Below are 20337 nucleotides of genomic sequence, written 5' to 3'. Positions count from 1 at the left end.
GGCCGAATAGGCAAACGATCGGCGTCCACTTGGCGACGGATCGGCGTAAAATGTGCGGTTTCGGGGCAAAACCGGCCGTTCCCTTGGTTGCCGCACCCGGCCTCGTCGGGTAAACCCTCCGCAACTTCGGACAGGGCATTTTGGCCCTGTTGCGATTCGACCCTCCGACATCAGTTTTGGAACGAATATGCATCGCTACCGGTCACACACATGCGGCGCGCTCCGAGAGAGCGATATCGACCAGATGGCCCGGCTGTCAGGCTGGGTCCACCGTGTCCGAGACCATGGCGGCGTGCTGTTCGTCGATCTGCGCGACCATTACGGCATCACCCAGTGCGTGGCCGATCCGGACTCGCCGGCGTTCGCCGAGGTCGAGAAGTTCCGCTCGGAGTGGGTGGTCCGGATCGACGGCAAGGTGCGCCGCCGTCCCGCCGGCACCGACAATCCCGAACTGCCGACCGGCCTGATCGAAATCTACATCAAGGAGATCGAGGTGCTTGGCCCGGCGGCCGAGCTGCCGCTGCCGGTGTTCGGCGAGCAGGAATATCCTGAGGACATCAGGCTGAAGTACCGCTTCCTCGACCTGCGTCGCGAGAAGCTGCACCAGAACATCATGACCCGCGGCGCGGTGGTCGATTCCATGCGCAAGCGGATGAAGGAGCAGGGCTTCTTCGAATTCCAGACCCCGATCCTGACGGCGTCGTCACCGGAAGGCGCGCGCGACTTCCTGGTGCCCTCGCGCATCCATCCCGGCAAGTTCTACGCGCTGCCGCAGGCGCCGCAGCAGTACAAGCAGCTCTTGATGATGTCGGGCTTCGACCGCTACTTCCAGATCGCGCCGTGCTTCCGCGACGAGGACCCGCGCGCCGACCGTCTGCCGGGCGAGTTCTACCAGCTCGACGTCGAGATGAGCTTTGTGACGCAGGACGACGTGTTCGCGGCGATGGAGCCCGTCATCACCGGCGTGTTCGAGGACTTTGCCAAGGGCAAGCCGGTCACGAAGAACTGGCCGCGGATTCCGTTCGCGGAAGCGGTGCGCAAATACGGCTCCGACAAGCCCGATCTGCGCAACAAGATCGAGATGCAGGAGGTCTCCGAGCATTTCCGCGGCTCCGGCTTCAAGGTGTTCGCGCGGATGCTGGAAGACCCGAAGAACCAGGTCTGGGCGATCCCCGGCACCGGTGGTGGCTCGCGCGCCTTCTGCGACCGCATGAACTCGTGGGCGCAGGGCGAGGGACAGCCGGGCCTCGGCTACATCATGTGGCGCGAGGGCGGCGAGGGCGCCGGTCCGCTTGCGAACAACATCGGCCCCGAACGGACCGCTGCGATCCGCGACCAGCTCGGCCTCAAGGAGGGCGATGCCGCGTTCTTCGTCGCCGGCGATCCGGAGAAGTTCTGGAAGTTCGCCGGCCTTGCCCGAACAAAACTCGGCGAGGAGTTGAACCTGATCGACAAGGACCGCTTCGAGCTCGCCTGGATCGTCGACTTCCCGATGTACGAGTATGACGAGGAGAACAAGAAGGTCGACTTCTCGCACAATCCGTTCTCGATGCCGCAGGGCGGTCTCGATGCGCTGAAGTCGCAGGATCCGCTGACGATCAAGGCGTTCCAGTACGACATCGCCTGCAACGGCTACGAGATCGCCTCCGGCGGCATCCGCAACCACAAGCCGGAAGCCATGGTGAAGGCGTTCGAGATCGCGGGCTATGGCGAGCAGGAGGTCATCGACCGCTTCGGCGGCATGTACCGTGCGTTCCAGTACGGCGCACCGCCGCATGGCGGCATGGCAGCCGGCCTCGACCGTATCGTGATGCTGCTGTGCGGCACCAACAATCTGCGCGAGATCTCGCTGTTCCCGATGAATCAGCAGGCCATGGATTTGCTGATGGGCGCGCCGTCGGAGGCCTCGCCGAAGCAACTCAAGGAGCTGCACATCCGGACCAACCTGCCGGCGAAGGGGTAGATTGGGAGGAGAGGTGCGTAGCCCGGATGGAGCGAGCGCGTCACAGCCCCGTCGAGGCCTCGATCCGGAATTGCGCCAGCGCCGACTGTGGATCGGTCTTGAGCAGCTGCATCAACTGAAGCGCCGGCGCTTTTGCGCGCGGGGTCAGCTTGATGACCAGCGTCTGTCCCGGCGTTTCGATGAACTGGCTGATGGCGGTGACGAGCGCCGTGACATCGGCACTGCCGCCGCTGACCGCTTCGCCCTGCGCCTTGATGGTGCTGAGGACAGCGTTGCGCGCCTCGTCGCGGCTGACATTCTGGGTGCGCGCGTACTGGGCGATGGCGAGATCGATGACGCCGAGGTCGTGGACGGCAAGTTCAATCGTGCCGGCCTCGATCTGCGCGGCCGCGCCCAGGGATTCCGCGGCGCTGGTCGAGAATGCCTCGCGCGGCACGTTGGCGAGCGTGACCTTCGCCGACGCGTTCAACAGGCCCGCCATGTCGAGCTTGACCGGCTCGAGCGCGAACGAGCGTGACGCCTCGGTCCAGACCGCGCCGAGATCGGCGTCGACGGCCATCCGGTCGATCCCGGCGGCGACGAGCGCCTGTTGGCGCGGATCGGCCGCATCCAGCGGCGCCGCCATCTTCGCGACCAGCCGCAGTTTGCTCGGGATCGTTCCGACGAACTGGCCCCAATCGAGGCTGAGGACGTCGATGTTGACCGGCTTGCCGGTGGCCTTGTAGGGCGACGTGACACCCTTGATCTCGACACCCTCGATCATAGGCAACAGCGCCAGCGCCTGCTCTGGCGACGGCTTCTGCGCCGTGAACTGTACCGACAGCCGCATGAAATTGACGACATCGAGCGACTTCAGCGCGAAACGTCCGACCTTGAACGGGCCGTTCTCGGCATTGCCATCAAGTCCCTCGACCGCAAGCTCGCCGATCTTGCCGTGCTCGAAGTTGAAGCGCATCGAAGCAAGCTTGAGCGGGCCTTTCGGCGTCTCGACCGAGAACCCGTGCAACTCTGCATTTCCGATGCCGGCACCCGAATAGAGGCCGGCGATTTTTTCCAGCAGTTCGCGCGCCTGGGCCGGAGACGGCGGCGGACTGCCTGGTGGCGGGATCATCGCCATCAATGCCGGCAGTTGCATCCGCGACGGGTTGATCCTGACGTCGTCGATGGTCATGCCATCGATCCGCATGTTGAGGGGAGGCGTGGTCGTGGTGGTGATCACGTAGGGGCCGGCGGAAACGTGCCCCTGAACCCGGTACTCGTGGTCGTCGTTGGCTTTGGCCGGATCGAATATCGCCGCCATCGCGCCGACGTCGATATCGGTCGCGACCATATTCGCAAGATCGCCGGTCGTCTTGATCGCCTTGCCCGCCGCCTGCGAGTTGATGGTGAACGCAACCTTGTCGATCTTGTTGGTGCCGATCTTGCCGTTCTTCATGTTTTCGATGGCAAGGCCCGAATAGGCGAATTCGCCACCGGCGCCGTCGCCGACATGTGCGGCGGCGCTGAAGGTCATCGTTCCGGTCAAGGTGGGCGCGGTCACCGACGATGCGTTGATGCTCGCGAGCTGGGTGAATGCGAACCGGTACAGTTCGAAGATCGACGACGAGGCCGGAAGCTGGGGCAGGCCGGCCGGACCGGAATAGTCCTTCACCGTGATCCGCGGCGCCTTGTAGGTCAGGGTGGCGATGGTCGGCGTCGGCCCCGTCGCGCCGATCTCGACATCATTGAATGCGATATTGTCAGCGGAGATCCGGCCCGCGTCGGTTTGACCGAGGCCTGTCATGGTGAGGCTGGCAATCCTGACGTTGACCGGGGGCTGCGTGCCCGACTCGGTGGCGATGTCCGAAATCGTCAGGGTGCGGCTCTTGGTGTCGAACGCGATCTTGCCGTGGCTCGCCTTGGCGCCGGCGGCACGGACCTGCTCGAAGGCGGCTTCGACGTCGCGCGTGACCCGGCGCTGGGCATAGAAGTCGAAACCGAAGTAGCCGCCCGCCGCGAGGATTGCGACGGCGACCAGGCCGAGCAGAATTTTCTTCATTCGGTCAACTCCGGATCATCAAGGGAAAAAAATTGCCAACCGGCGGTCGGAAGGTGCAGCATCGACGAACGGGCCCGCCCGGGCCTGTTGACGGGGATAGTATCCGATGTTGCATCCAAGCGGCGGGACATGCTTCACATCCGGCTCGATTTGCCGGACAACTGACTTTTGCCTGGATTAGCACAGAAACAAGAAATTTGGGCCGGAAACGCGGGAAGCACGCATGTCGTCATCGTCTGAAGAACTCCATAACGCCGCGCTCGCCTATCACCGGCTGCCGCGGCCGGGCAAGCTCGAGATCCAGGCGATCAAGCCGCTTGCCAACCAGCGCGACCTGGCGCTGGCCTATTCGCCGGGCGTGGCCGCCGCCTGCACGGAGATCGCCAAGAACCCGGCCGAGGCGGCGACGCTGACCGCCCGCGCCAATCTGGTGGCGGTGGTCTCGAACGGGACGGCGGTGCTCGGGCTCGGCAATATCGGCCCGTTGGCCTCCAAGCCCGTCATGGAAGGCAAGGCGGTGCTGTTCAAGAAATTCGCCGGCATCGACGTGTTCGACATCGAGATCAACGCCAATACGATCGAGCGCGTGGTGGAGACCGTCGCGGCGCTGGAGCCGACCTTCGGCGGCATCAATCTGGAAGACATCCGCGGGCCGGAGTGCTTCGAGATCGAGGCGCAGCTCAAGGAGCGCATGAAAATCCCAGTGTTCCACGACGACCAGCATGGCACCGCCATCATCGTAGCGGCCGCGATCGTCAACGCGCTGCTGCTGAATGGCAAGAAGCTGCCTGACGTCAAGATCGTCTGCTCGGGCGCAGGCGCGGCGGCGATCGCCACGCTCAACCTGCTCGTGTCGATGGGCGCGCAGCGCAAGAACATCTGGGTCTGCGACATCGACGGCGTCGTCTATGAGGGCCGCAACACCACGATGGACCGTTGGAAGGCGGTCTATGTCCAGAAGACCGACGCGCGCGTGCTGGCCGATGTCATCCCGGGCGCGGACATCTTCATCGGACTGTCGGCGCCGGGCGTGCTGAAGCCGGAGATGGTCAAGCAGATGGGGGATGGGCCGCTGGTGATGGCGCTTGCCAATCCGGTGCCGGAGATCATGCCGGAAGAGGCGCGCGCGGCGCGGCCCGACGCGATGATCTGCACCGGCCGGTCGGACTATCCGAACCAGGTCAACAATGTGCTGTGCTTCCCCTTCATCTTCCGCGGCGCGCTCGACGTCGGCGCCACCGCGATCAACGAGACGATGAAGCATGCGGCGGTGGAAGCGATTGCGCAGCTCGCACGCGATCCGCCGTCGGATGCGGTGGCCCATGGTTTCGACACCGGCGAGACGCAGGGGTTCGGCCCGGGCTCGCTGATCCCGAGCCCGTTCGATCCGCGCCTGATCCTGCGCATCGCACCGGCCGTCGCCAAGGCCGCAATCGAGTCCGGCGTCGCGACCCGGCCGATCACCAATTTCGACGAATATGCCGCGAACCTCGAACGCTTCGCGTTCCGCTCCGGCCTCACCATGAAGCCGGTGTTTGCCAAGGCGAAGACCCAGCCGGTGCGCGTGATCTATGCCGAGGGCGAGGACGAGCGCGTGCTGCGCGCGACCCAGGTGGTGCTCGAGGAGAAGCTGGCGCGGCCGATCCTGGTCGGCCGTCCGTCCGTGGTCGAAACCAGGATCAAGCGCTTCGGCCTGTCGATCAAGGCCGGCCGCGATTTCGACCTGGTCAATCCCGAGGACGATCCGCGCTACCGTTCCTACGTGCAGTCCTACATCGACGTCGCGGGGCGTCGCGGCGTGACGCCGGAGGCCGCGCGAACGGTGGTCCGCACCAACAATACGGTGATCGCGGCGCTGGCAGTGTCGCGCGGCGAGGCCGACGCGATGCTGTGCGGCGTCGAGGGCCGCTACATGAGCCATCTGCGCCATGTCCGCGAGATCATCGGCTTCCTGCCGGGGGTCAGCGACTATGCCGCGCTGGCGCTGATGATCACCTCCACCGGCGCCCATTTTCTCGCCGACACCCAGGTGCGGCCGAATCCGAGCGCGGAGGAACTGGCGGAAGTCGCATCGCTCGCGGCGATCCACGTCCAGCGCTTCGCCTTCAAGCCGAAGGTCGCCTTCGTGTCACATTCCGACTTCGGCAGCTATGATACGGACTCCTCGCGCAAGATGCGGCGGGCCACCCAGCTCTTGAAGGAAAAGCATCCGGAGATCGAGGCCGACGGCGAAATGCAGGGCGACACCGCGCTGTCGGCGGTTGCGCGCAAGCTCGTCCTGCCGCAGTCGCGGCTGGAAGGCGAGGCCAACATCCTGATCATGCCGAACCTCGATGCCGCCAACATCGCCTACCAGATGATCAAGTCGCTGGCCAACGCGTTGCCGGTGGGGCCGATCCTGATCGGTCCGGCGCGTCCGGCGCATATCCTCACCCCCGGCGTGACGGCGCGCGGAATCCTCAACATGACCGCTGTTGCCGCGGTCGAGGCCCAGGAGCGCGCCGGCCGCGCGCAGCCGACGCTGTTCGGCTGAGCAAGAGTTGTTTTCAGCATGATCTCCGCGCAAACGCATGGCGTTTGTCGCGGGGGAAAACCGCTAGGCACTTTGCGCCAGCGCGGCCCTTCGGGGCCGGATCATGCTCGAGACGGATTCGATTTGATCGAAGCAGGCGGGGCGGCCATACTCGCTCCGCCTGCTTCGTCCGATTTCTGCCATCCAGTGAGGCCAACCCATGCCAGCGTTCATCACCTTCGGGCGCATTCTGTTCGCCGTGCTGTTCCTCTATTCGGGGGCGAGCAAGCTGTTCGGCATCCAGGCGACGGCGGATCTGCTCACGGCCAAGGTGACGATCCCGGCAATCGTCGCGCCCTATACGCAGCAGGTCGAAACCTTCGTCGGCATGCCGTTCATGCAGCTGCTGGCGATCACGATCGGTGGCTTCGAGATCATCGCGGGGCTGATGATCGCGGTGAACGTGCTGGCAAGGTTCTTCGCGATCCTGCTGATCATCTTCGTGTGCTTCACGACCTTCTATTTCCACGATTTCTGGAATCAGCCGGCGCCCGACAACGCCAAGACACTGATCGACGCGCTGAAGAACCTGTCGCTGATCGGCGCGCTGTTCATCATCGCCGGCTACGGCCGCGGCCCGCGCCGCGACGACCCGGCTTATGGGGACGTGTAGAACGGCTTACGACGATGCCGCCGCGGTGAGGCCGGAGGCCTCGGCTGGGCCGGTCCGGTAGCGGCCGATCGAGATGAATAGTAGGGCAGGGATGATCTGTAGCGCCGCCAGCAGCATCAGCGGAATGTCGGAGCCTCCGAAGGTCGCGCTCGACTGGGCGAAGGCGACGGGCCCGATCGCGGCGCCGAGGAAGAAGGCGAACAGGAACCAGCCGAAGATCCGCGACACCGCAGCCGTGCCGAAATAGCGGCTGGCGAGATACGGCATCAGATCGGTGTCGCCGCCGATCGCAAGGCCGCTGAGGACAGCCGCGACGATGATCAGCGCCGGTATCGACGTCGTGGCATAGGTCATGGCGCAGATGCTGGTGAGCGCCAGCGCAACGATGCCGACGAACGGCGCGTGCACCCGGTCGAGCAGATAGCCAAAGCCGATTCGTCCGAACAGAACGGCGATGCCCGAGGCCGCTTGGACCTCCGCGACATCGGCAAGGCTCATCCCGGCCTTCTTGGTCAGAATGTAAACGATGTTGGGCGCGATCGCGTAGAACGACATGCCCATGACGGCAAAGCAGATCGCAAGTTTCCAGAACACGCCGGTTCGGACGATCTCGCCGACCGTCTTGCCGTCATCGGCCGGTGCGCTTGCACCGGGCGCCTGAGCGCTGCTCGCGCCATCGGGCAGCAGGCCGAATGGCTTTGGGCTGTCCTTGACCAGCAGCGCGACCAGCGGAAGGCAAATCACGAGTTCGAACGCAGCCATCGCAACCAGCGCAAACGACCAGCCGTGCGTCGAGATCAGCCGGTGTGCGAGGATCGGGATCACGAACGACCCGAGTGCCTGTCCGCTCGCCGCGATGCCGAGCGCCAGCCCACGCTTGCGATTGAACCACAGCGCGACGGCGCGGGCATAGGAGACGACGTTGGTGCCGGCGCTGACGATGCCGATCAGGGCGAAGGCAAGGTAGAACTGCAAGAGCGAGCCGTCGATCCGGCTCAGCACCAGCACCGATGCGGCAAATAGCGCGATGCTGGTGACCGCAAATGTGCGTGAGCCCCAACGGTCGAGGAGCCAGCCGCAAAACGGGTAGGCGACCATTTGCAGCAGCAAGAAGATCGACGCGGCCTTGGCGACTTCGGGCTGACTCCAGCCGAAATCCTTGGCCATCGCGCCGGCGAGTAGCGCAAAGCCTGCGGCGAAGAACGGCAGCGAGCCAAAAGCGATGCCGACGCCCGAGCCGGCGACGACATTCCAACCAGGAAAGTAGGGTGTGTTGCGCATCGTTCGTCCCTGTCATGAATACTGAAATCAATTTCATCATCAGGGCATTTGACGCGTATTGCGTCAAGGGGTTATGCTGCTTGATAAATGGGCGGGGGCAAGTAAATCAATATAATTCATGCAAGTTCAATATATTATGCAGAGATTATGGGTCCATTGACTTTGCCGATCCGCCGGCTTACTCGTATCCCTGATGAAATAGATATCAGAATCCATGGTCGCGATCCGAAGCAAACCCCCGAGCGGCGTTTCAAGGCTGGCAGAGGTCGCCGATCTCGCCCGGGTGTCGCCGGCGACCGTGTCGCGGGCGTTCAACACGCCGAACCTGCTCAACGAAGCGACGCTGAAACGGGTCAACGCCGCAGCCGCAGAGCTCAACTACATTCCCGATGGCCTTGCGCGGTCGTTGCGCCGCAACCGCAGCATGGTGATCGGCGCCGTGGTGCCCGCGCTTCGCCACGCTTACTTCGCGAGCACCGTCGAGGGCTTGCAGTCCGAGATCGCAAGGCACGGCTACACGCTGCTGCTGGCGACGTCCGATTTCGACGAAAAGGCCGAACTCGCGGCGGTTCGATCGATGATCCGGCAAGGCGTCGATGGAGTTGTGCTGGTCGGCATGCAGCACGATCCGGCGTTGCTGCCGCTGCTCAATGACCTCGGCAAACCGTTCATCGTCACCTGGTCCTATGACACCACCGTCGCGTCGGTCGGGTTCGACCATCGCAAGGCGATCCAGCCGGTCGTCAACCATCTGCTCGACCTCGGCCATCGCGACGTCGTTACCATCATGGCGTTCCTGAATGTCAGCGACCGCGAACGCGATCGCCTGGCCGGCATCGAGGACGCATTCGCTGCTCGCGGCGCCGCGTTTCCACGCGACCGCGTGATCTTCGCCGGGGGTAGCGGACTGCAGGACGGCCGCAATGCGTTCCGGACCGCGCAGGCGCGCTTTCCCGAGGCCACCGCTGTGATTTGTGCCAACGACCTGCTCGCCGCCGGCGCGATGATGGAATGCACGTCGCGCGGCCTGTCGGTGCCGCGCGACGTGTCCGTGGTCGGCTATGGCGACCTCGATATCGCGGCAGCCATGACGCCGGCAATCACGACGGTCAGGACACCCGCCGCCGAGATGGGGCGGATGGCCGCCAACAGCCTGCTGGCGAAGCTCGCCGGAGCCGACGGCGTGGAGCACATCGAACTGGCTACCGAACTGATCGTTCGTAGCAGCACCGGTCCGGCCCGGCCGGCTCGAACGTGAGGAGAATTTTGTGATCGCCATTTCGTCCAGGCCACCGGCCGACGCACTCTACCTCGACAAGGTCCACGACGTCGCGTTCACGCCCGACATCACCTATGGCGTCGGCGGGATCGGCTACGTCGCGGGGCAGGGACCCGCGCGCTACCGCGACCTCAAGCTCGACGTCTACCGTCCGGTCGGTGACGGTAAGGCGCCGCGACCAGCGCTCATCCTCGCTTTCGGCGGCGCATTCCATCGCGGCGCCAAGGGCGTGGAGGTGTTCGAGGGCGAGAACCCGAGCACGGCGATGGCGGAGTATTGCCGCGAATTCGCGCGCCGCGGCTATGTCTGCTTCTCGATCGACTACCGGCTGATGCAGGAGGCGCCCGACCCCGGCGTCACGCCGTTCCTGTTGCCGGGCCAGCCGCAAAATACCGACCGTATCGACTTCGTCCGCAACATCCTCGGCCTGCCGCCATGCACGCCGCAAATGATGGCCGACACGCTGGAAGCCGCGACCGACGATATGACCAAGGCGATCAACTTCGTGCGCAACCGCTCGCAGGCCTATGGCGTCGATGTCACGCGGATCGCGTGCGGCGGCTTCTCGGCGGGCGCAGCGACCGCGCTCAACGCGGCATTTGCGGAACGGGCGCCGGTTGCCGCGGTCGTCGCGTTGTCCGGCCGCATCGCCGGGCCGACGATGGATTACCATCTGACTGACGGTGCGATCGCGCCGGCTGCCCTGGTGTTTCATGGCGAGCGCGACCTTCCGGTCATCCGCGACGGCATCGGTGAGATGCGCGCGCATTTCGACCGCGTTGGAGTCGCCAATCAGTTCGTGCAGGTGGCCGGTGCCGATCACTTCTATCAGCGTAACGCGATGGTGCTCCGCGTCGACGGAAGCGCATGCGACGTCGAGACGATGATTGCGGAATTCCTCCACGACCGGCTTCACCTCGCGGATGCGGTCAAGGCTGCGGCATGACGTCCGATCGCAAGGTGACCATCGCGACGCTCGAAGCGTTCGCCGACGCCTGGAATCGTCATGCGATCGACGATTTGATGTCGTTCATGACCGACGATTGCGTGTTCGAGGCCAATGCGGGGCCCGACGTATCGGGCACGGTGTTTCGCGGCAGGGACGAGGTGCGGTGCGGATTCATGCGGGCATGGCAGCTGTTTCCGGATGCACGCTGGAACGATGCCAGGCATTTCATCTCCGGCGACCGTGGTTGTTCGGAGTGGATTTTCACCGGCACCGGCGTTGATGGCAGGTCGGTCGAAGTCGCAGGTTGCGATATTTTCCAGTTCAAGGGCGACAGGATTGCCGTGAAGAACTCGTTCCGCAAGCAGCGCAGCTGATGCTATCCACCACGATCAACCCACGCGCCGCCACGGCGTGACGCTGACATCCTGCGCGGCGTCGATCAGCTGCGGTGCACCGGCGCGCAGGCCGTGCGCTGACAGCACCTGCTGCGGGGTGCGGGCAGGGACGCCGGGAAAGCACGGCTCGCCGTCGGGGATGCGCACCTTCGGCGCGACCGAGAGCCAGAACGTGTCGTAGCGGTCCATGAACATGCCGAACACGCCGGGGCCGCCGATGATTGCGACCATGCCCGAGGTCACGCCGGCCTCGCGGCTCGCGGCCTCGAACGGGCAGCCGGCGGGATTCCACAACAGCGCCTTCGGATTGTCCGGGTCGGGTGCGATGGCCGCGACCTTGCCGGTCAGGATCAGGCGGCGCCGTTTCGGCGCGTTCGGCTGCTCTTCCTGGGAGTGGCGGCCATGCACGACGAGGTCGGCACGGTCGAGCGCTGCGGTGAAGAACCGCTTGTCACCCTCGACCTTGAGATCGTCAGGCATCACGTTGTGCGCGTTCGCCAGCCGGCCGTCGGCCGAGACGATGACAAAGCCCTCAATACGCAACGCAGACACCAGGATGGTCGCCGGCGCGGCTACTGATCGACGGTGGTGACGACGCTGTTCACCGGCCGCGAGCTCACGGTCGGCAGCTTGACGTCCTTGGCGAGCTCCTGCTCGTATTGCGGCAGCACGGTCGCCGGGAATTTGGCGCGCATCGCCACCACCTTGTAGCCGCCGGCCTTGAGCTGCGTCAGCAGCGTCGGCAGGGCTTCCGCGGTGTGCTTCTGGAAGTCGTGCATCAGGATGATGCCCTTGCCGAGCTTGGCGAGCTTCTTCATCACGGTGTCGATCACCTGTTGCGAGTTCTTCGACTTGAAGTCGAAGGAGTCGAGGTCGCAGGAGAAGATCGCGATGTTGCGGTTGCCGAGATAGGTGACCATCTCCGGCGGATGCTGCAGCGCCGGGAAACGGAAGAACGGCGAGGGTGACGTCTCGAGCGCCCACTTGACCGCAGCCAGGCCGCGCTCGATCTCGTCCTTCTTCTGATCCTCGGTCAGCTTCTTGTTGTTCAGATTCTCGTGCGACCAGGTGTGCGAGCCGACGGTGTGGCCGGCGGCGTAGACCTGGCGCAGGATCTCCGGATGATAGGTGGCGTGCTTGCCGATCGGGAAGAAGATGCCCGTGGTGCACTCATCAGCGAGCGCCTTCAGCACCGCCGGCGTGTTGGCCGGCCACGGACCGTCGTCGAAGGTCAGCACCACCTCGTGATCGCGCAGGAAGTCGAGCTGCTTGAAATGCTCGAAGCCGAAGCCGGGACCGCCGGTGGTGTCGATCTCGACGGTGCGGGCGACGCCGAGCGCATTCGGATTGTTGCAGGCGGCGCGTGCCGGTTGCGGCGCTTGCTTCGGCGGCACTTGAGCGGTCGCCGCGGCGGGCGCAGGCGCTGGAGCTGCTGGTGCGACCGCCGGCGCCGCGGCGGCGCCCTTGGCGGGCGGCGTCTGCGACCAGGCAGCGCTCGACGCGAGCAACGATACGGTCCCTGCGAAAATCAGACCTGCCGCAATGCGCATGGCGTGTTCCCTGCTGATCGCGCTCCCGGTGCCGGCACTGCCGCAACCAAGGCCGCTTCACCCCCAACTGATCGTACCCTAGTCACAGTGCCGACGCCAAGGCAATGAACGTGGCGATCTCGTGCCCAAAATCCCAGTTAATTCCGGGGATTATCGTGGCTTCTCAGACCGCCGCCAGCGCCCGTGCGATCCCGGTCTTGATGCGGGTGTCGTCCGGCGTGACCGACTCAGGGAAGACGTCGGCGATATAGCCGTCGCGGCCGATCAGGTATTTGTGGAAATTCCAGCGCGGCACGTCCTTCGGCCGTGCCTCCGCCGCCCAGCGGTAGAACGGGTGCGCGTTGGCGCCCTTGACCACGGCTTTCGCCGCGATCGGGAAGGTGACGCCGTATTGATGCTGCGCGGTCTCGGCGATCTCGGTCGGGCCACCGGGTTCCTGGCCGCCGAAATCATTGGAGGGGACGCCGATGATGGCGAAGCCGCGGTCGCGGAATTCGGTCCACAATTGCTGCAGGCCGGCATATTGCGGCGTGAACCCACAAAGCGAGGCCGTGTTCACGATCATCAGGGGATGGCCGGCATAGTCGGCAAGACGGATGTCGCCGCCGGAGAGCGCCGGAAATGAGAAGGCGTAGGCCGTGATCCGGCTCATCGCCGGCTGCTCCGCATGCAGCGCACGGGGCCCTGCAGCCACGGCGAACGCCGTCACAATCAGTGTCCTGCGGTCCATCATGGTCTCGTCCCCGGAACAGATGTTCGTCGGGATCATAATCCAGTGGGCAAGCGCGGGCTTTCAAGAAGGCGTTATAGTGGGTAGCCCGGATGGAGCGAAGCGCAATCCGGGGCCGCACGCTCCGCGGACAGACCGTCCCGGATTTCGCTGCGCTTCATCCGGGCTACGATCGACTCAGCGCAGCGGCAGGATGAAGTCGGTGCCTTCGCCGGTCTCGCCCTGGTTCACGCCAAGGTCGGAGACGATGATCGATCCGCCGGTGCCGAGCGCTTCGTTGATCCGCGCCATCACGTCGGCCGGGATTGAGATGCGGTCGAGCGCCTCGGCGGGGGTGTCGGTCGCCGGCTGCGGCTTCGCCTCGACCGGCGCTGCGGCCGCCAGCTTGCGACGATGTGCGGCGCGCTCCTCGACGTCGATGCGGGCGGCGTTGCGGGTCGGCAGCGTCACCACCGACCAGCGCAGCAGGTTCGCATCGGTCTTGTCGGCCTCCGCGGTGAATACATGCGTGCCGAGCGGCCGGTCGCTTGCCGCGATCGTCACCGGCGCCTCGAACAGCGGCGCAAAGTTCTGCCGCACATAGAGCTTGGAATCCTTGCGGCTGATGAATACCGCGATCTGTCCGGCGCGCTTCGGCGCGTCGATCTTGGCGACGCCCGGCAGCCGTGCCGGATCCTTGGCTGCGTCCTGCTTGGCATCGGGGGTATCAGCGGCGGTTGCGGCCTCGGCGGGCTTGTCCGCAGTCTTGGCCGCATTCGCCGCATCAGCCTTCGCCGCATCAGCCTTCGCTGCGTCGGCCCTGGGCGCCTCGGCGGCGCCAGGCTTGGCGGCGTCCGGCTTCGGCTCGTCGACTTTGGCTTCGACCTTCACCGGGTCGCTTGCGGACACCTCGGACTTCGGCGTGTCGGTGCTCCCGGTGACTTCGCCGACGGTCTTGTCGTCGGTGGCGGCGCTGCTGTCGCCAGCGGCGGAATTGGTCTCGGCCGGCTTGTCGGCCGCGGCAGTCTCGGTCGCCGTCGTCTCGGACTTGTCAGCCGCGATCTTCTCCCCAATGGCGTCGGGCGGGGAGGAGGAGGCATCGGACATCGTCGCCGACGCGCTCGCCGCCGGCATCGCGCCGCTGGCGTCGGCGGTGTGGGTGTTCTCGCGCAGCGACGCGGCGGCGCCATGGCCGACGCTGGTGCGCAAGTCGAGACTGGATTGCTTGTCCGCACCCTTGTCGCTCTTCACGCCGAGCGGCGCGTCCATCTTCAGGACTTCATCGGCAACCGGCTGCTGTGGGATGACCTTCTGCGTCACCAGCAGCGGATGCGAGAAACTCTCCGGCGAGATCGTGCCCGGCGTGACGAACACGCGGGCGCCCATCCGCGTCCAGTTGTACATCTTGACCGCAAACGACATCGGCATGCGGATGCAGCCATGCGAGGCCGGATATCCGGGCAGCACACCGGCGTGCATGGCGATGCCCGACCAGGTGATGCGCTGCATGTACGGCATCGGCGCGCCGCTGTAGATGTTGGACTGGTGGTATTTCTGCTTCTGGATGACGCTGAAGACACCCATCGGGGTCGAATGCCCCTTCATGCCCGTCGATACCGGGCTCTCAGCGTAGAGGCCGTTGGCGTCGTAGATGCTGACCCGCTGCTGGTCGATCGAGACCGAGATGATCAGGGGACCCTGCGGCTTGCGGCCGGCCTCCTTCTCGATCGCCGGATTCTTTTTGGCTGTGCTGCGCTTCGGCTTCGGCCGGGGCTGCTGCGGCGGCATCGGCTCGACATCGCCGTAATAGCCGGAGTCACGGTTCCAGTAGAACAGGGCTGCATCGGCCTGCGAGGAGGCGGCCACGGTGCCGGCCGCCGTCAAAATTGCAAACTGCCAGAACCGCCCATTCGCAGAATCAAAAATCGAAATCCGACGTCCGCTTGCGCGCATATTCCGAATCCCAGTCCAAACTATCTGTTGGTTGTCGCAGACGCCGAACGCGTTCACCAGCGCAAGCGATCTAACCCTTCCGTGAGGGGCGATTTTTCGACGAAAGAGTAGCAAAAAAGCCTCACAGGAGGTTAAAGCGCCCGATCTGATCACCGAACTGTTAGCGCCTTCCTGTGCGGCGTTTGCGCACTACATAGGCGGGACCCACCCCGCGGAGACCTCAATGACATCGAGAAATGTGAGCATGTGTGACGTGCGATTGTTGTCTCGATGGGGCTGCGCGGCGCTGCTGACGTTGCTGGCTTTGGGGCAGCCAGTTCCCGCGGCCGCGGCCGACGAGCCGGACCTGATCTTTCGCCGCTCGACGGTGTTCAAATGGGTGAGCCCCAACGACAAGCTTGCGACCTATGGCGTCGACGACCCCGAGGTCGAGGGCGTCGCCTGTCACTTCACGGTGCCGGAGAAGGGCGGCTTCAAAGGCTGGCTTGGCCTTGCCGAGGAAGTCTCCGATATCTCGCTGGCTTGCCGGCAGATCGGCCCGATCCGCTTCAAGAGCAAGCTCGGCCAGGGCGACGACATGTTCAGCAAGCGGCGGTCGCTGTTCTTCAAGCGGATGCAGATCGTGCGCGGCTGCGACGCCAAGCGCAACGTGCTGGTCTACATGGTGTATTCCGACAAGCTGATCGAGGGCTCGCCGAAGAACTCGACGTCGTCGGTGCCGATCATGCCTTGGGGCGCGGCCGACAGCACCGCCGTGCAGAAGTGCGGTGAGTTCATTCAGTAGCGGGAGCAGGGGCTTGGCCGGGGCGGCTGAAGCGGCGGGCGAGCTAGCGTTTGGTCTGCCCGAACTGCTTCGCGCTGATGCTGAGGCCTGGCTTGACCTTCGGGTCGTGGCAGCCGACGAGGCGGACCAGCTTTTGCTGCGCGCACTCGTTGTCGCCCATCACATAGGCGCCCTGCTGCGGCATCGCGGCCGTCATCTGTTGCTGCTGGCCGGATTTGCTGGCCGCGGATTGATTGCCAACACCCATGTTGCCATTGCCCACGACTGACATCCTTCGTTGGATTGGATCACAACAACCGTTGGATCGGGAATCACGACAACGTGCCACCGCGGAGATGGTTGCACCGTGCCCAGATGAGTCGGCGGAACCGCCGGCCGGTTCACGCCGCCCTTGCTGTGCTGCTTCCTGTCTCAGCAGAGGAAAGTTAAGAAAGCGCGGTAGCCCGCTCAATTTGCACGCATAATCCGCAGGCAGAGTGCAGCCACTGGGCGGCCCTCGACGCGCGAAATGTTGAACACGCTCACGGGCGGCGTGCGCGCACTGAAAACATTGGCGTTTTCCGTCCAATGTTTCGTGGGCTGCCCGCCGACGAAACAATTCTCTGGTCGACGAAACCATTTTCAGCTTGTTCCGCAGAACTCTCGAAACGGCAGATCGTTATCAAACCGTCAACAACGGCGCCCGGCGCCGAGTCGGAATGACGGAGACTGTCAAATGCGGACCATGAGCCTGATCCTCGCCTTCGCCTTCGTGATGGCCGGTTCATCGATGGCTGGTACCCCGGACAATGGTTTGCCCGGCATCGGCACCTTCTCCTACAACGGCTCGCCGGTGGTCACCTCGGCCCCGATGGTGATGGCGCAGGCCAACTGAGCGCGACGCGACAAACAGAACTGCCGGTAAAGGCTCCCCATGTTGCTCCGTATCTGTTCCGCCGCGATCCTGGCATCGCTCGCCCTCGTAGGTTCCGCGCAGGCCCAATCCCAACTTCCGCTCGACTCGATACAGATCCGGTCGCTGTACCGGGTGCCTGAACCGCGCGACGAGTTCGTGCGCCAGTGCGCGCCGCATATGCTCGGGCGCTGGGCGCATCCCGAGGCGGTATGCGGTTGCCTGCACGACCATGCTGCCGCGACGGTGGACGATCCCGATCTGCGCCAGGCGCTGCTGCGTGGCATCAGCGAGACCGGCGTGCCGACCATCGAGACCGATTGGGTGCCGCCGTCCAAGCAAAACGAGATTGGCCCGACCTTCACCAAGATCGCCAAGCCGACGCTGCAATGCATGTTCGAGCCGATCTCGAACTGAGCGGCGCATTGCCGAATGCAATGATGGACGAGGCGCCTCGCGGAAGCGGGGCGCTTTACTTTTTGGCGAGGCGCGGCACGCAGCTTTGGGTCCGCACCACGCCGTTCTGGCTCAGCTTGGCGCCGATCACCTGCTTGATCTGCCCGGCCGGGCAGGAGCCATCATCGACCAGGACGCGCTGACCGACCCGGAGGTCGACGACGTCAGCCTCGCGCATGACGGTCTGTGCAGAGGCGTAATCAATAATCGCGACAAGTGCTGCGGCGCTAAGCAGCGCGACCAATCCAATGCGCGGCATCGCAGCCTCCTTCACTTGTTCTGGATCTTGACCCCGTCAGGGCCGACATTGATCTGCAGGCCTTCAGGCTGCTTCTTTGCCTGATACAGATTGTAGCCGAGCATCCCTGCGATCACGACCAGCGCGCCGATCACGAGATACAGGACGTTGCGATTGGGCATCCGGTATCTCCGTAGGCGGACACAAAGCGTTTTCGAGCGAAGTGGATACCGCTTCGCGTGAAGAAAACGCGTCAAAATGAGAATCCAGAGCCCCGTTCCGATTCCATCGGAACGGAAAAGACTCTGACTGAACGCGGGCGACCTTAGTCAGGTGGTTGCGATTCTCCTAGAGCGCTGCGGCCTGGCGGATGGCTTCACCGATATCTTGCGCGTCGCGCGCAGGGCAGCCATCGTTGTCTTCGCCAATTGTTCCGCCGACGCGACAAGTTGCGGAACCGGATGACCGGAAAATCCCAGCACGAAGCCGGGTAGTGGGCGTGCACGATGATACGTCTCGGCGAGCAGCCAGCCGCCGACGCCGGCAGCCGCCTTGGCCTGCGCGGCAACCAGCGGATCGGTCGCGGGATCGAGCCGCGCCACGAGGTGCAGGCCTTGCGACGGCACGGGAACCGTGAGCTCGCCCTCGGATGCACGAGTGAGTGTCGACGCCAGCACGTCGCGTGCCTCGCGATAGAGTTTGCGCGACTTGCGCAAGTTCGCGGCGAAGGCGCCGGAGTTCAGCATGTCGGCGACCGCGCCTTCCATCAATGTGCCGGGAAAACGATCGAGCGCGGCGCGCGCCGCCGTCACCGGACCGATCAAGGCTTCGGGCAGGGCGCAGTAACCGATCCGCAATCCCGGAAACAGCGTCTTCGCAAACGTGCCCATGTAGATCACGCGGCGCAGATGATCGATGCCGGCGAGCGACAGCAGCGGCGCGCCGTCATAGCGGAACTCGCTGTCGTAATCGTCTTCGAACACGAAGGCGCCGGCGTCCCTGGCCCAGTCGAGCAGCTCGAGCCGGCGCGGCATCGCCATCTGCACGCCGAGCGGAAACTGGTGCGACGGCGTGACATAGGCGGCGCGCGCCGCGGGAGCGGATACGCGTCCCCTGTCGATGCGCATGCCGGAGCCATCGACCGGCACCGACACCGGGCGATAGCCGCAATGCTCGATCGCGCGCCGCGCCGCCGGATAGCCCGGGTCCTCGCACCAGACCTGGTCGCCGGGCTTGAGGATCGCCCCTAACACGATACGCAGCGCATGCAGCGTGCCCGAGGCCAGCATGATCTGGTCGGGATCGCAGCGCAGCCCGCGCGCCGACAGCAGATGGTCTGAGATCGCGGCACGCAACTCGCTGCTGCCGCGGGGATCGCCGTAATGCAGATGCTCGGAGCCGAAGGCGCGCAGCCTGCGGCCGGCAAAGGCGCGGAAGCGCTGCAGCGCACGCTCATCGATATGGGTGCAGCCGAGCGACAACGCATTGTGCTGCGGCGGCTCGATCTCGATCTTCGCCCGTCGCGGCGCTGTGGCCTGAGCCGGGATGCGCGCGGCGACGAAGGTGCCGGAGCCGGTTGTTGCCACCGCAAAGCCGTCGGCGATCAGCCGCTCATAGGCCGTGGTGATAGCGTTGCGGCGGAAGCCGGTCTGTTTGGCCAGCGCGCGCGACGGCGGCAGCGGCTCGCCCGGCTTGACGAGGCCGCCGACGATGGTGTGGCACAGCGCCTGATAGAGCCGCTGCTGCGAGGCAGCGCCGGGGGTCACGTGCGGGCCGGTGAGGTCGAGCGGCAGCTCCGGCTTGCGCGCCGCGGGCTTGCGAGAATTGGTCGGAATTTTTCGCATGGAATTGGCACTATCGCAGACCAAATGGACCGCTACAACTCTGGACAGATTCCAGATTTCGAAAGGCACTGCCGTGACCGAAGGCGCGTCCACTCCGTCCTACCCCATGTCGTCCCGCAACCGGGTCAAGCGCCGCCATGACCGCGGCTTCTACGACCACGCCACCGTGCACAAGATCCTGGACGCCTCGATGTTGTGCCACGTCTCCTACGTGATCGACGGACAGCCCTATTGCACGCCGACCTTCTTCTGGCGCGAGGGCACCAGGCTCTATTGGCACGGCTCGAGCGCGAGCCGGATGCTGGAGAACCAGTCGGAAGGGCAGCGGGTGTGCCTGACGGTCGCCCATCTCGACAGCCTGGTGCTGGCGCGCTGCGGCTTCAATCATTCGGCCGACTATCGCGCGGTGATGGCATTCGGCTCGGCCTATCTCGTGACCGACCCGGAAGAGAAGGAGCGCGCGATCGTTGCGATGGTCGATCGCTTCTTTCCCGAGCGCACTGCAAGCTTGCGCGCCAGCAACAGGCAGGAGATCAAGGCGACCTCGTTCATCGCGATGGAGATCGAGGAGGCCTCGGCAAAGGTGCGCGCCAAGGGCGTCGCCGATGACGATGAGGATTACGAGTTGCCGATCTATGCCGAGCGTATTCCGGTGCGCACCGTGCTCGGCGCGCCCGAGCCCTGTCCGCGGCTGCTCGACGGCGTGACGCGGCCTGCGACGCTCGATGGCTATTCGGAAGGCCGTCTGCTCGAAGATGCATTGCGGGATGCCTATTTTGCGCAATACAAGGAGGGGTGAAATCGGGTTACGGTGCGGCTCC

20 protein-coding genes are annotated in these 20337 nt (G+C 64.8%); 10 read left to right on the top strand and 10 right to left on the bottom strand.

All coding sequences use genetic code 11. The features are described from left to right. The first annotated feature begins 187 nt into the window (after positions 1-187). The gene (gene aspS / locus AAFG07_RS23980) at positions 188-1963 is read left to right on the top strand and encodes an aspartate--tRNA ligase (protein WP_342722337.1); all 1776 of its coding nucleotides are present in this window, start codon (positions 188-190) and stop codon (positions 1961-1963) included. 40 nt (positions 1964-2003) lie between these two features. On the opposite strand, the gene AAFG07_RS23975 is transcribed toward aspS, so the two are convergent. Beyond that, positions 2004-4001 (bottom strand): hypothetical protein, encoded by a 1998-nt coding sequence (locus tag AAFG07_RS23975; protein WP_342722336.1) that lies wholly within the window; start codon positions 3999-4001, stop codon positions 2004-2006. A 223-nt stretch (positions 4002-4224) separates the two neighbouring features. Between AAFG07_RS23975 and AAFG07_RS23970 the strand changes: the two genes are divergently transcribed. After that, on the top strand, positions 4225-6534 hold the full coding sequence (locus AAFG07_RS23970) for an NADP-dependent malic enzyme (RefSeq protein ID WP_342722335.1): 2310 nt from the start codon (positions 4225-4227) through the stop codon (positions 6532-6534). A 199-nt stretch (positions 6535-6733) separates the two neighbouring features. Continuing rightward, entirely contained in the window at positions 6734-7186 is a 453-nt protein-coding gene (locus tag AAFG07_RS23965) for a DoxX family protein (protein WP_342722333.1), read from the top strand. Between the two features lie 6 nt (positions 7187-7192). Here AAFG07_RS23965 and AAFG07_RS23960 read toward each other — a convergent pair whose 3' ends face one another. Beyond that, positions 7193-8467 carry an MFS transporter gene (locus tag AAFG07_RS23960; RefSeq protein WP_342722332.1) on the bottom strand — a complete coding sequence of 425 codons (1275 nt, stop codon included), beginning with the start codon at positions 8465-8467 and terminating at the stop codon, positions 7193-7195. 214 nt (positions 8468-8681) lie between these two features. Here AAFG07_RS23960 and AAFG07_RS23955 point away from each other — a divergent pair, with 214 nt between their 5' ends. From AAFG07_RS23955 to AAFG07_RS23945, 3 genes are read left to right on the top strand one after another with little or no spacing between them, the layout of a single operon-like run. After that, a complete protein-coding gene (locus AAFG07_RS23955; protein ID WP_342722331.1) occupies positions 8682-9725 on the top strand; it encodes a substrate-binding domain-containing protein in 1044 nt (347 codons plus the stop codon). Between the two features lie 10 nt (positions 9726-9735). Beyond that, entirely contained in the window at positions 9736-10692 is a 957-nt protein-coding gene (locus AAFG07_RS23950) for a dienelactone hydrolase family protein (protein ID WP_342722330.1), read from the top strand. Then, a complete protein-coding gene (locus tag AAFG07_RS23945; protein WP_342722329.1) occupies positions 10689-11069 on the top strand; it encodes a nuclear transport factor 2 family protein in 381 nt (126 codons plus the stop codon). Before AAFG07_RS23950 ends, AAFG07_RS23945 begins: the two co-directional genes overlap by 4 nt. A gap of 15 nt (positions 11070-11084) precedes the next feature. Here AAFG07_RS23945 and AAFG07_RS23940 read toward each other — a convergent pair whose 3' ends face one another. The 4 genes from AAFG07_RS23940 to AAFG07_RS23925 all read right to left on the bottom strand — a co-directional run bounded on the left by AAFG07_RS23940 (position 11085) and on the right by AAFG07_RS23925 (position 15302). Next, positions 11085-11642 carry a dihydrofolate reductase gene (locus AAFG07_RS23940; RefSeq protein ID WP_342722328.1) on the bottom strand — a complete coding sequence of 186 codons (558 nt, stop codon included), beginning with the start codon at positions 11640-11642 and terminating at the stop codon, positions 11085-11087. Between the two features lie 20 nt (positions 11643-11662). Beyond that, positions 11663-12640 carry a polysaccharide deacetylase family protein gene (locus tag AAFG07_RS23935; protein WP_342722326.1) on the bottom strand — a complete coding sequence of 326 codons (978 nt, stop codon included), beginning with the start codon at positions 12638-12640 and terminating at the stop codon, positions 11663-11665. Between the two features lie 163 nt (positions 12641-12803). Beyond that, positions 12804-13373 carry a glutathione peroxidase gene (locus tag AAFG07_RS23930; RefSeq protein ID WP_342722325.1) on the bottom strand — a complete coding sequence of 190 codons (570 nt, stop codon included), beginning with the start codon at positions 13371-13373 and terminating at the stop codon, positions 12804-12806. 174 nt (positions 13374-13547) lie between these two features. Next, positions 13548-15302, bottom strand: coding sequence for a L,D-transpeptidase (locus AAFG07_RS23925; RefSeq protein ID WP_342722324.1), 1755 nt, complete (start codon positions 15300-15302; stop codon positions 13548-13550). Positions 15303-15525: 223 nt separating this feature from the next. On the opposite strand from AAFG07_RS23925, the gene AAFG07_RS23920 reads away from it, so the two are divergent. After that, positions 15526-16086 carry a CreA family protein gene (locus tag AAFG07_RS23920; RefSeq protein WP_342722323.1) on the top strand — a complete coding sequence of 187 codons (561 nt, stop codon included), beginning with the start codon at positions 15526-15528 and terminating at the stop codon, positions 16084-16086. A 43-nt stretch (positions 16087-16129) separates the two neighbouring features. On the opposite strand, the gene AAFG07_RS23915 is transcribed toward AAFG07_RS23920, so the two are convergent. Further along, positions 16130-16357, bottom strand: a complete 228-nt coding sequence (locus AAFG07_RS23915) for a hypothetical protein (protein ID WP_342722322.1) — start codon at positions 16355-16357, stop codon at positions 16130-16132. A gap of 444 nt (positions 16358-16801) precedes the next feature. Between AAFG07_RS23915 and AAFG07_RS23910 the strand changes: the two genes are divergently transcribed. Continuing rightward, positions 16802-16960 (top strand): hypothetical protein, encoded by a 159-nt coding sequence (locus AAFG07_RS23910; RefSeq protein WP_171947546.1) that lies wholly within the window; start codon positions 16802-16804, stop codon positions 16958-16960. A gap of 39 nt (positions 16961-16999) precedes the next feature. Continuing rightward, positions 17000-17395 carry a hypothetical protein gene (locus tag AAFG07_RS23905; protein ID WP_342722321.1) on the top strand — a complete coding sequence of 132 codons (396 nt, stop codon included), beginning with the start codon at positions 17000-17002 and terminating at the stop codon, positions 17393-17395. A 55-nt stretch (positions 17396-17450) separates the two neighbouring features. On the opposite strand, the gene AAFG07_RS23900 is transcribed toward AAFG07_RS23905, so the two are convergent. From AAFG07_RS23900 to AAFG07_RS23890, 3 genes are all read right to left on the bottom strand, one after another. Further along, positions 17451-17693: a DUF6719 family protein gene (locus tag AAFG07_RS23900; protein ID WP_342722320.1), complete on the bottom strand. Its 243-nt coding sequence runs from the start codon at positions 17691-17693 to the stop codon at positions 17451-17453. Positions 17694-17704: 11 nt separating this feature from the next. Continuing rightward, positions 17705-17854, bottom strand: a complete 150-nt coding sequence (locus tag AAFG07_RS23895; RefSeq protein WP_165445530.1) for a hypothetical protein — start codon at positions 17852-17854, stop codon at positions 17705-17707. Positions 17855-18001: 147 nt separating this feature from the next. After that, a complete protein-coding gene (locus AAFG07_RS23890) occupies positions 18002-19516 on the bottom strand; it encodes a PLP-dependent aminotransferase family protein (RefSeq protein ID WP_342722319.1) in 1515 nt (504 codons plus the stop codon). 73 nt (positions 19517-19589) lie between these two features. Here AAFG07_RS23890 and AAFG07_RS23885 point away from each other — a divergent pair, with 73 nt between their 5' ends. Continuing rightward, on the top strand, positions 19590-20315 hold the full coding sequence (locus AAFG07_RS23885; RefSeq protein WP_342722318.1) for a pyridoxamine 5'-phosphate oxidase family protein: 726 nt from the start codon (positions 19590-19592) through the stop codon (positions 20313-20315). Positions 20316-20337: the final 22 nt, after the last annotated feature.

It is taken from the genome of Bradyrhizobium sp. B097 (assembly GCF_038957035.1).
Classification (GTDB): Bacteria; Pseudomonadota; Alphaproteobacteria; order Rhizobiales; family Xanthobacteraceae; genus Bradyrhizobium.
This window is presented reverse-complemented; position numbering and strand designations above follow the sequence as displayed.

What these genes read in the sequence shown, in the direction of transcription:
- AAFG07_RS23955 (WP_342722331.1), top strand. Translation starts at nt 8,682, where the DNA reads ATGGTCGCGATCCGAAGCAAACCCCCGAGCGGCGTTTCAAGGCTGGCA.
- AAFG07_RS23900 (WP_342722320.1), bottom strand. Translation starts at nt 17,693, where the DNA reads ATGCCGCGCATTGGATTGGTCGCGCTGCTTAGCGCCGCAGCACTTGTC.
- AAFG07_RS23935 (WP_342722326.1), bottom strand. Translation starts at nt 12,640, where the DNA reads ATGCGCATTGCGGCAGGTCTGATTTTCGCAGGGACCGTATCGTTGCTC.
- aspS (WP_342722337.1), top strand. Translation starts at nt 188, where the DNA reads ATGCATCGCTACCGGTCACACACATGCGGCGCGCTCCGAGAGAGCGAT.
- AAFG07_RS23925 (WP_342722324.1), bottom strand. Translation starts at nt 15,302, where the DNA reads ATGCGCGCAAGCGGACGTCGGATTTCGATTTTTGATTCTGCGAATGGG.
- AAFG07_RS23930 (WP_342722325.1), bottom strand. Translation starts at nt 13,373, where the DNA reads ATGATGGACCGCAGGACACTGATTGTGACGGCGTTCGCCGTGGCTGCA.
- AAFG07_RS23945 (WP_342722329.1), top strand. Translation starts at nt 10,689, where the DNA reads ATGACGTCCGATCGCAAGGTGACCATCGCGACGCTCGAAGCGTTCGCC.
- AAFG07_RS23905 (WP_342722321.1), top strand. Translation starts at nt 17,000, where the DNA reads ATGTTGCTCCGTATCTGTTCCGCCGCGATCCTGGCATCGCTCGCCCTC.
- AAFG07_RS23915 (WP_342722322.1), bottom strand. Translation starts at nt 16,357, where the DNA reads ATGTCAGTCGTGGGCAATGGCAACATGGGTGTTGGCAATCAATCCGCG.
- AAFG07_RS23960 (WP_342722332.1), bottom strand. Translation starts at nt 8,467, where the DNA reads ATGCGCAACACACCCTACTTTCCTGGTTGGAATGTCGTCGCCGGCTCG.
- AAFG07_RS23910 (WP_171947546.1), top strand. Translation starts at nt 16,802, where the DNA reads ATGCGGACCATGAGCCTGATCCTCGCCTTCGCCTTCGTGATGGCCGGT.
- AAFG07_RS23975 (WP_342722336.1), bottom strand. Translation starts at nt 4,001, where the DNA reads ATGAAGAAAATTCTGCTCGGCCTGGTCGCCGTCGCAATCCTCGCGGCG.
- AAFG07_RS23920 (WP_342722323.1), top strand. Translation starts at nt 15,526, where the DNA reads ATGACATCGAGAAATGTGAGCATGTGTGACGTGCGATTGTTGTCTCGA.
- AAFG07_RS23890 (WP_342722319.1), bottom strand. Translation starts at nt 19,516, where the DNA reads ATGCGAAAAATTCCGACCAATTCTCGCAAGCCCGCGGCGCGCAAGCCG.
- AAFG07_RS23970 (WP_342722335.1), top strand. Translation starts at nt 4,225, where the DNA reads ATGTCGTCATCGTCTGAAGAACTCCATAACGCCGCGCTCGCCTATCAC.
- AAFG07_RS23965 (WP_342722333.1), top strand. Translation starts at nt 6,734, where the DNA reads ATGCCAGCGTTCATCACCTTCGGGCGCATTCTGTTCGCCGTGCTGTTC.
- AAFG07_RS23895 (WP_165445530.1), bottom strand. Translation starts at nt 17,854, where the DNA reads ATGCCCAATCGCAACGTCCTGTATCTCGTGATCGGCGCGCTGGTCGTG.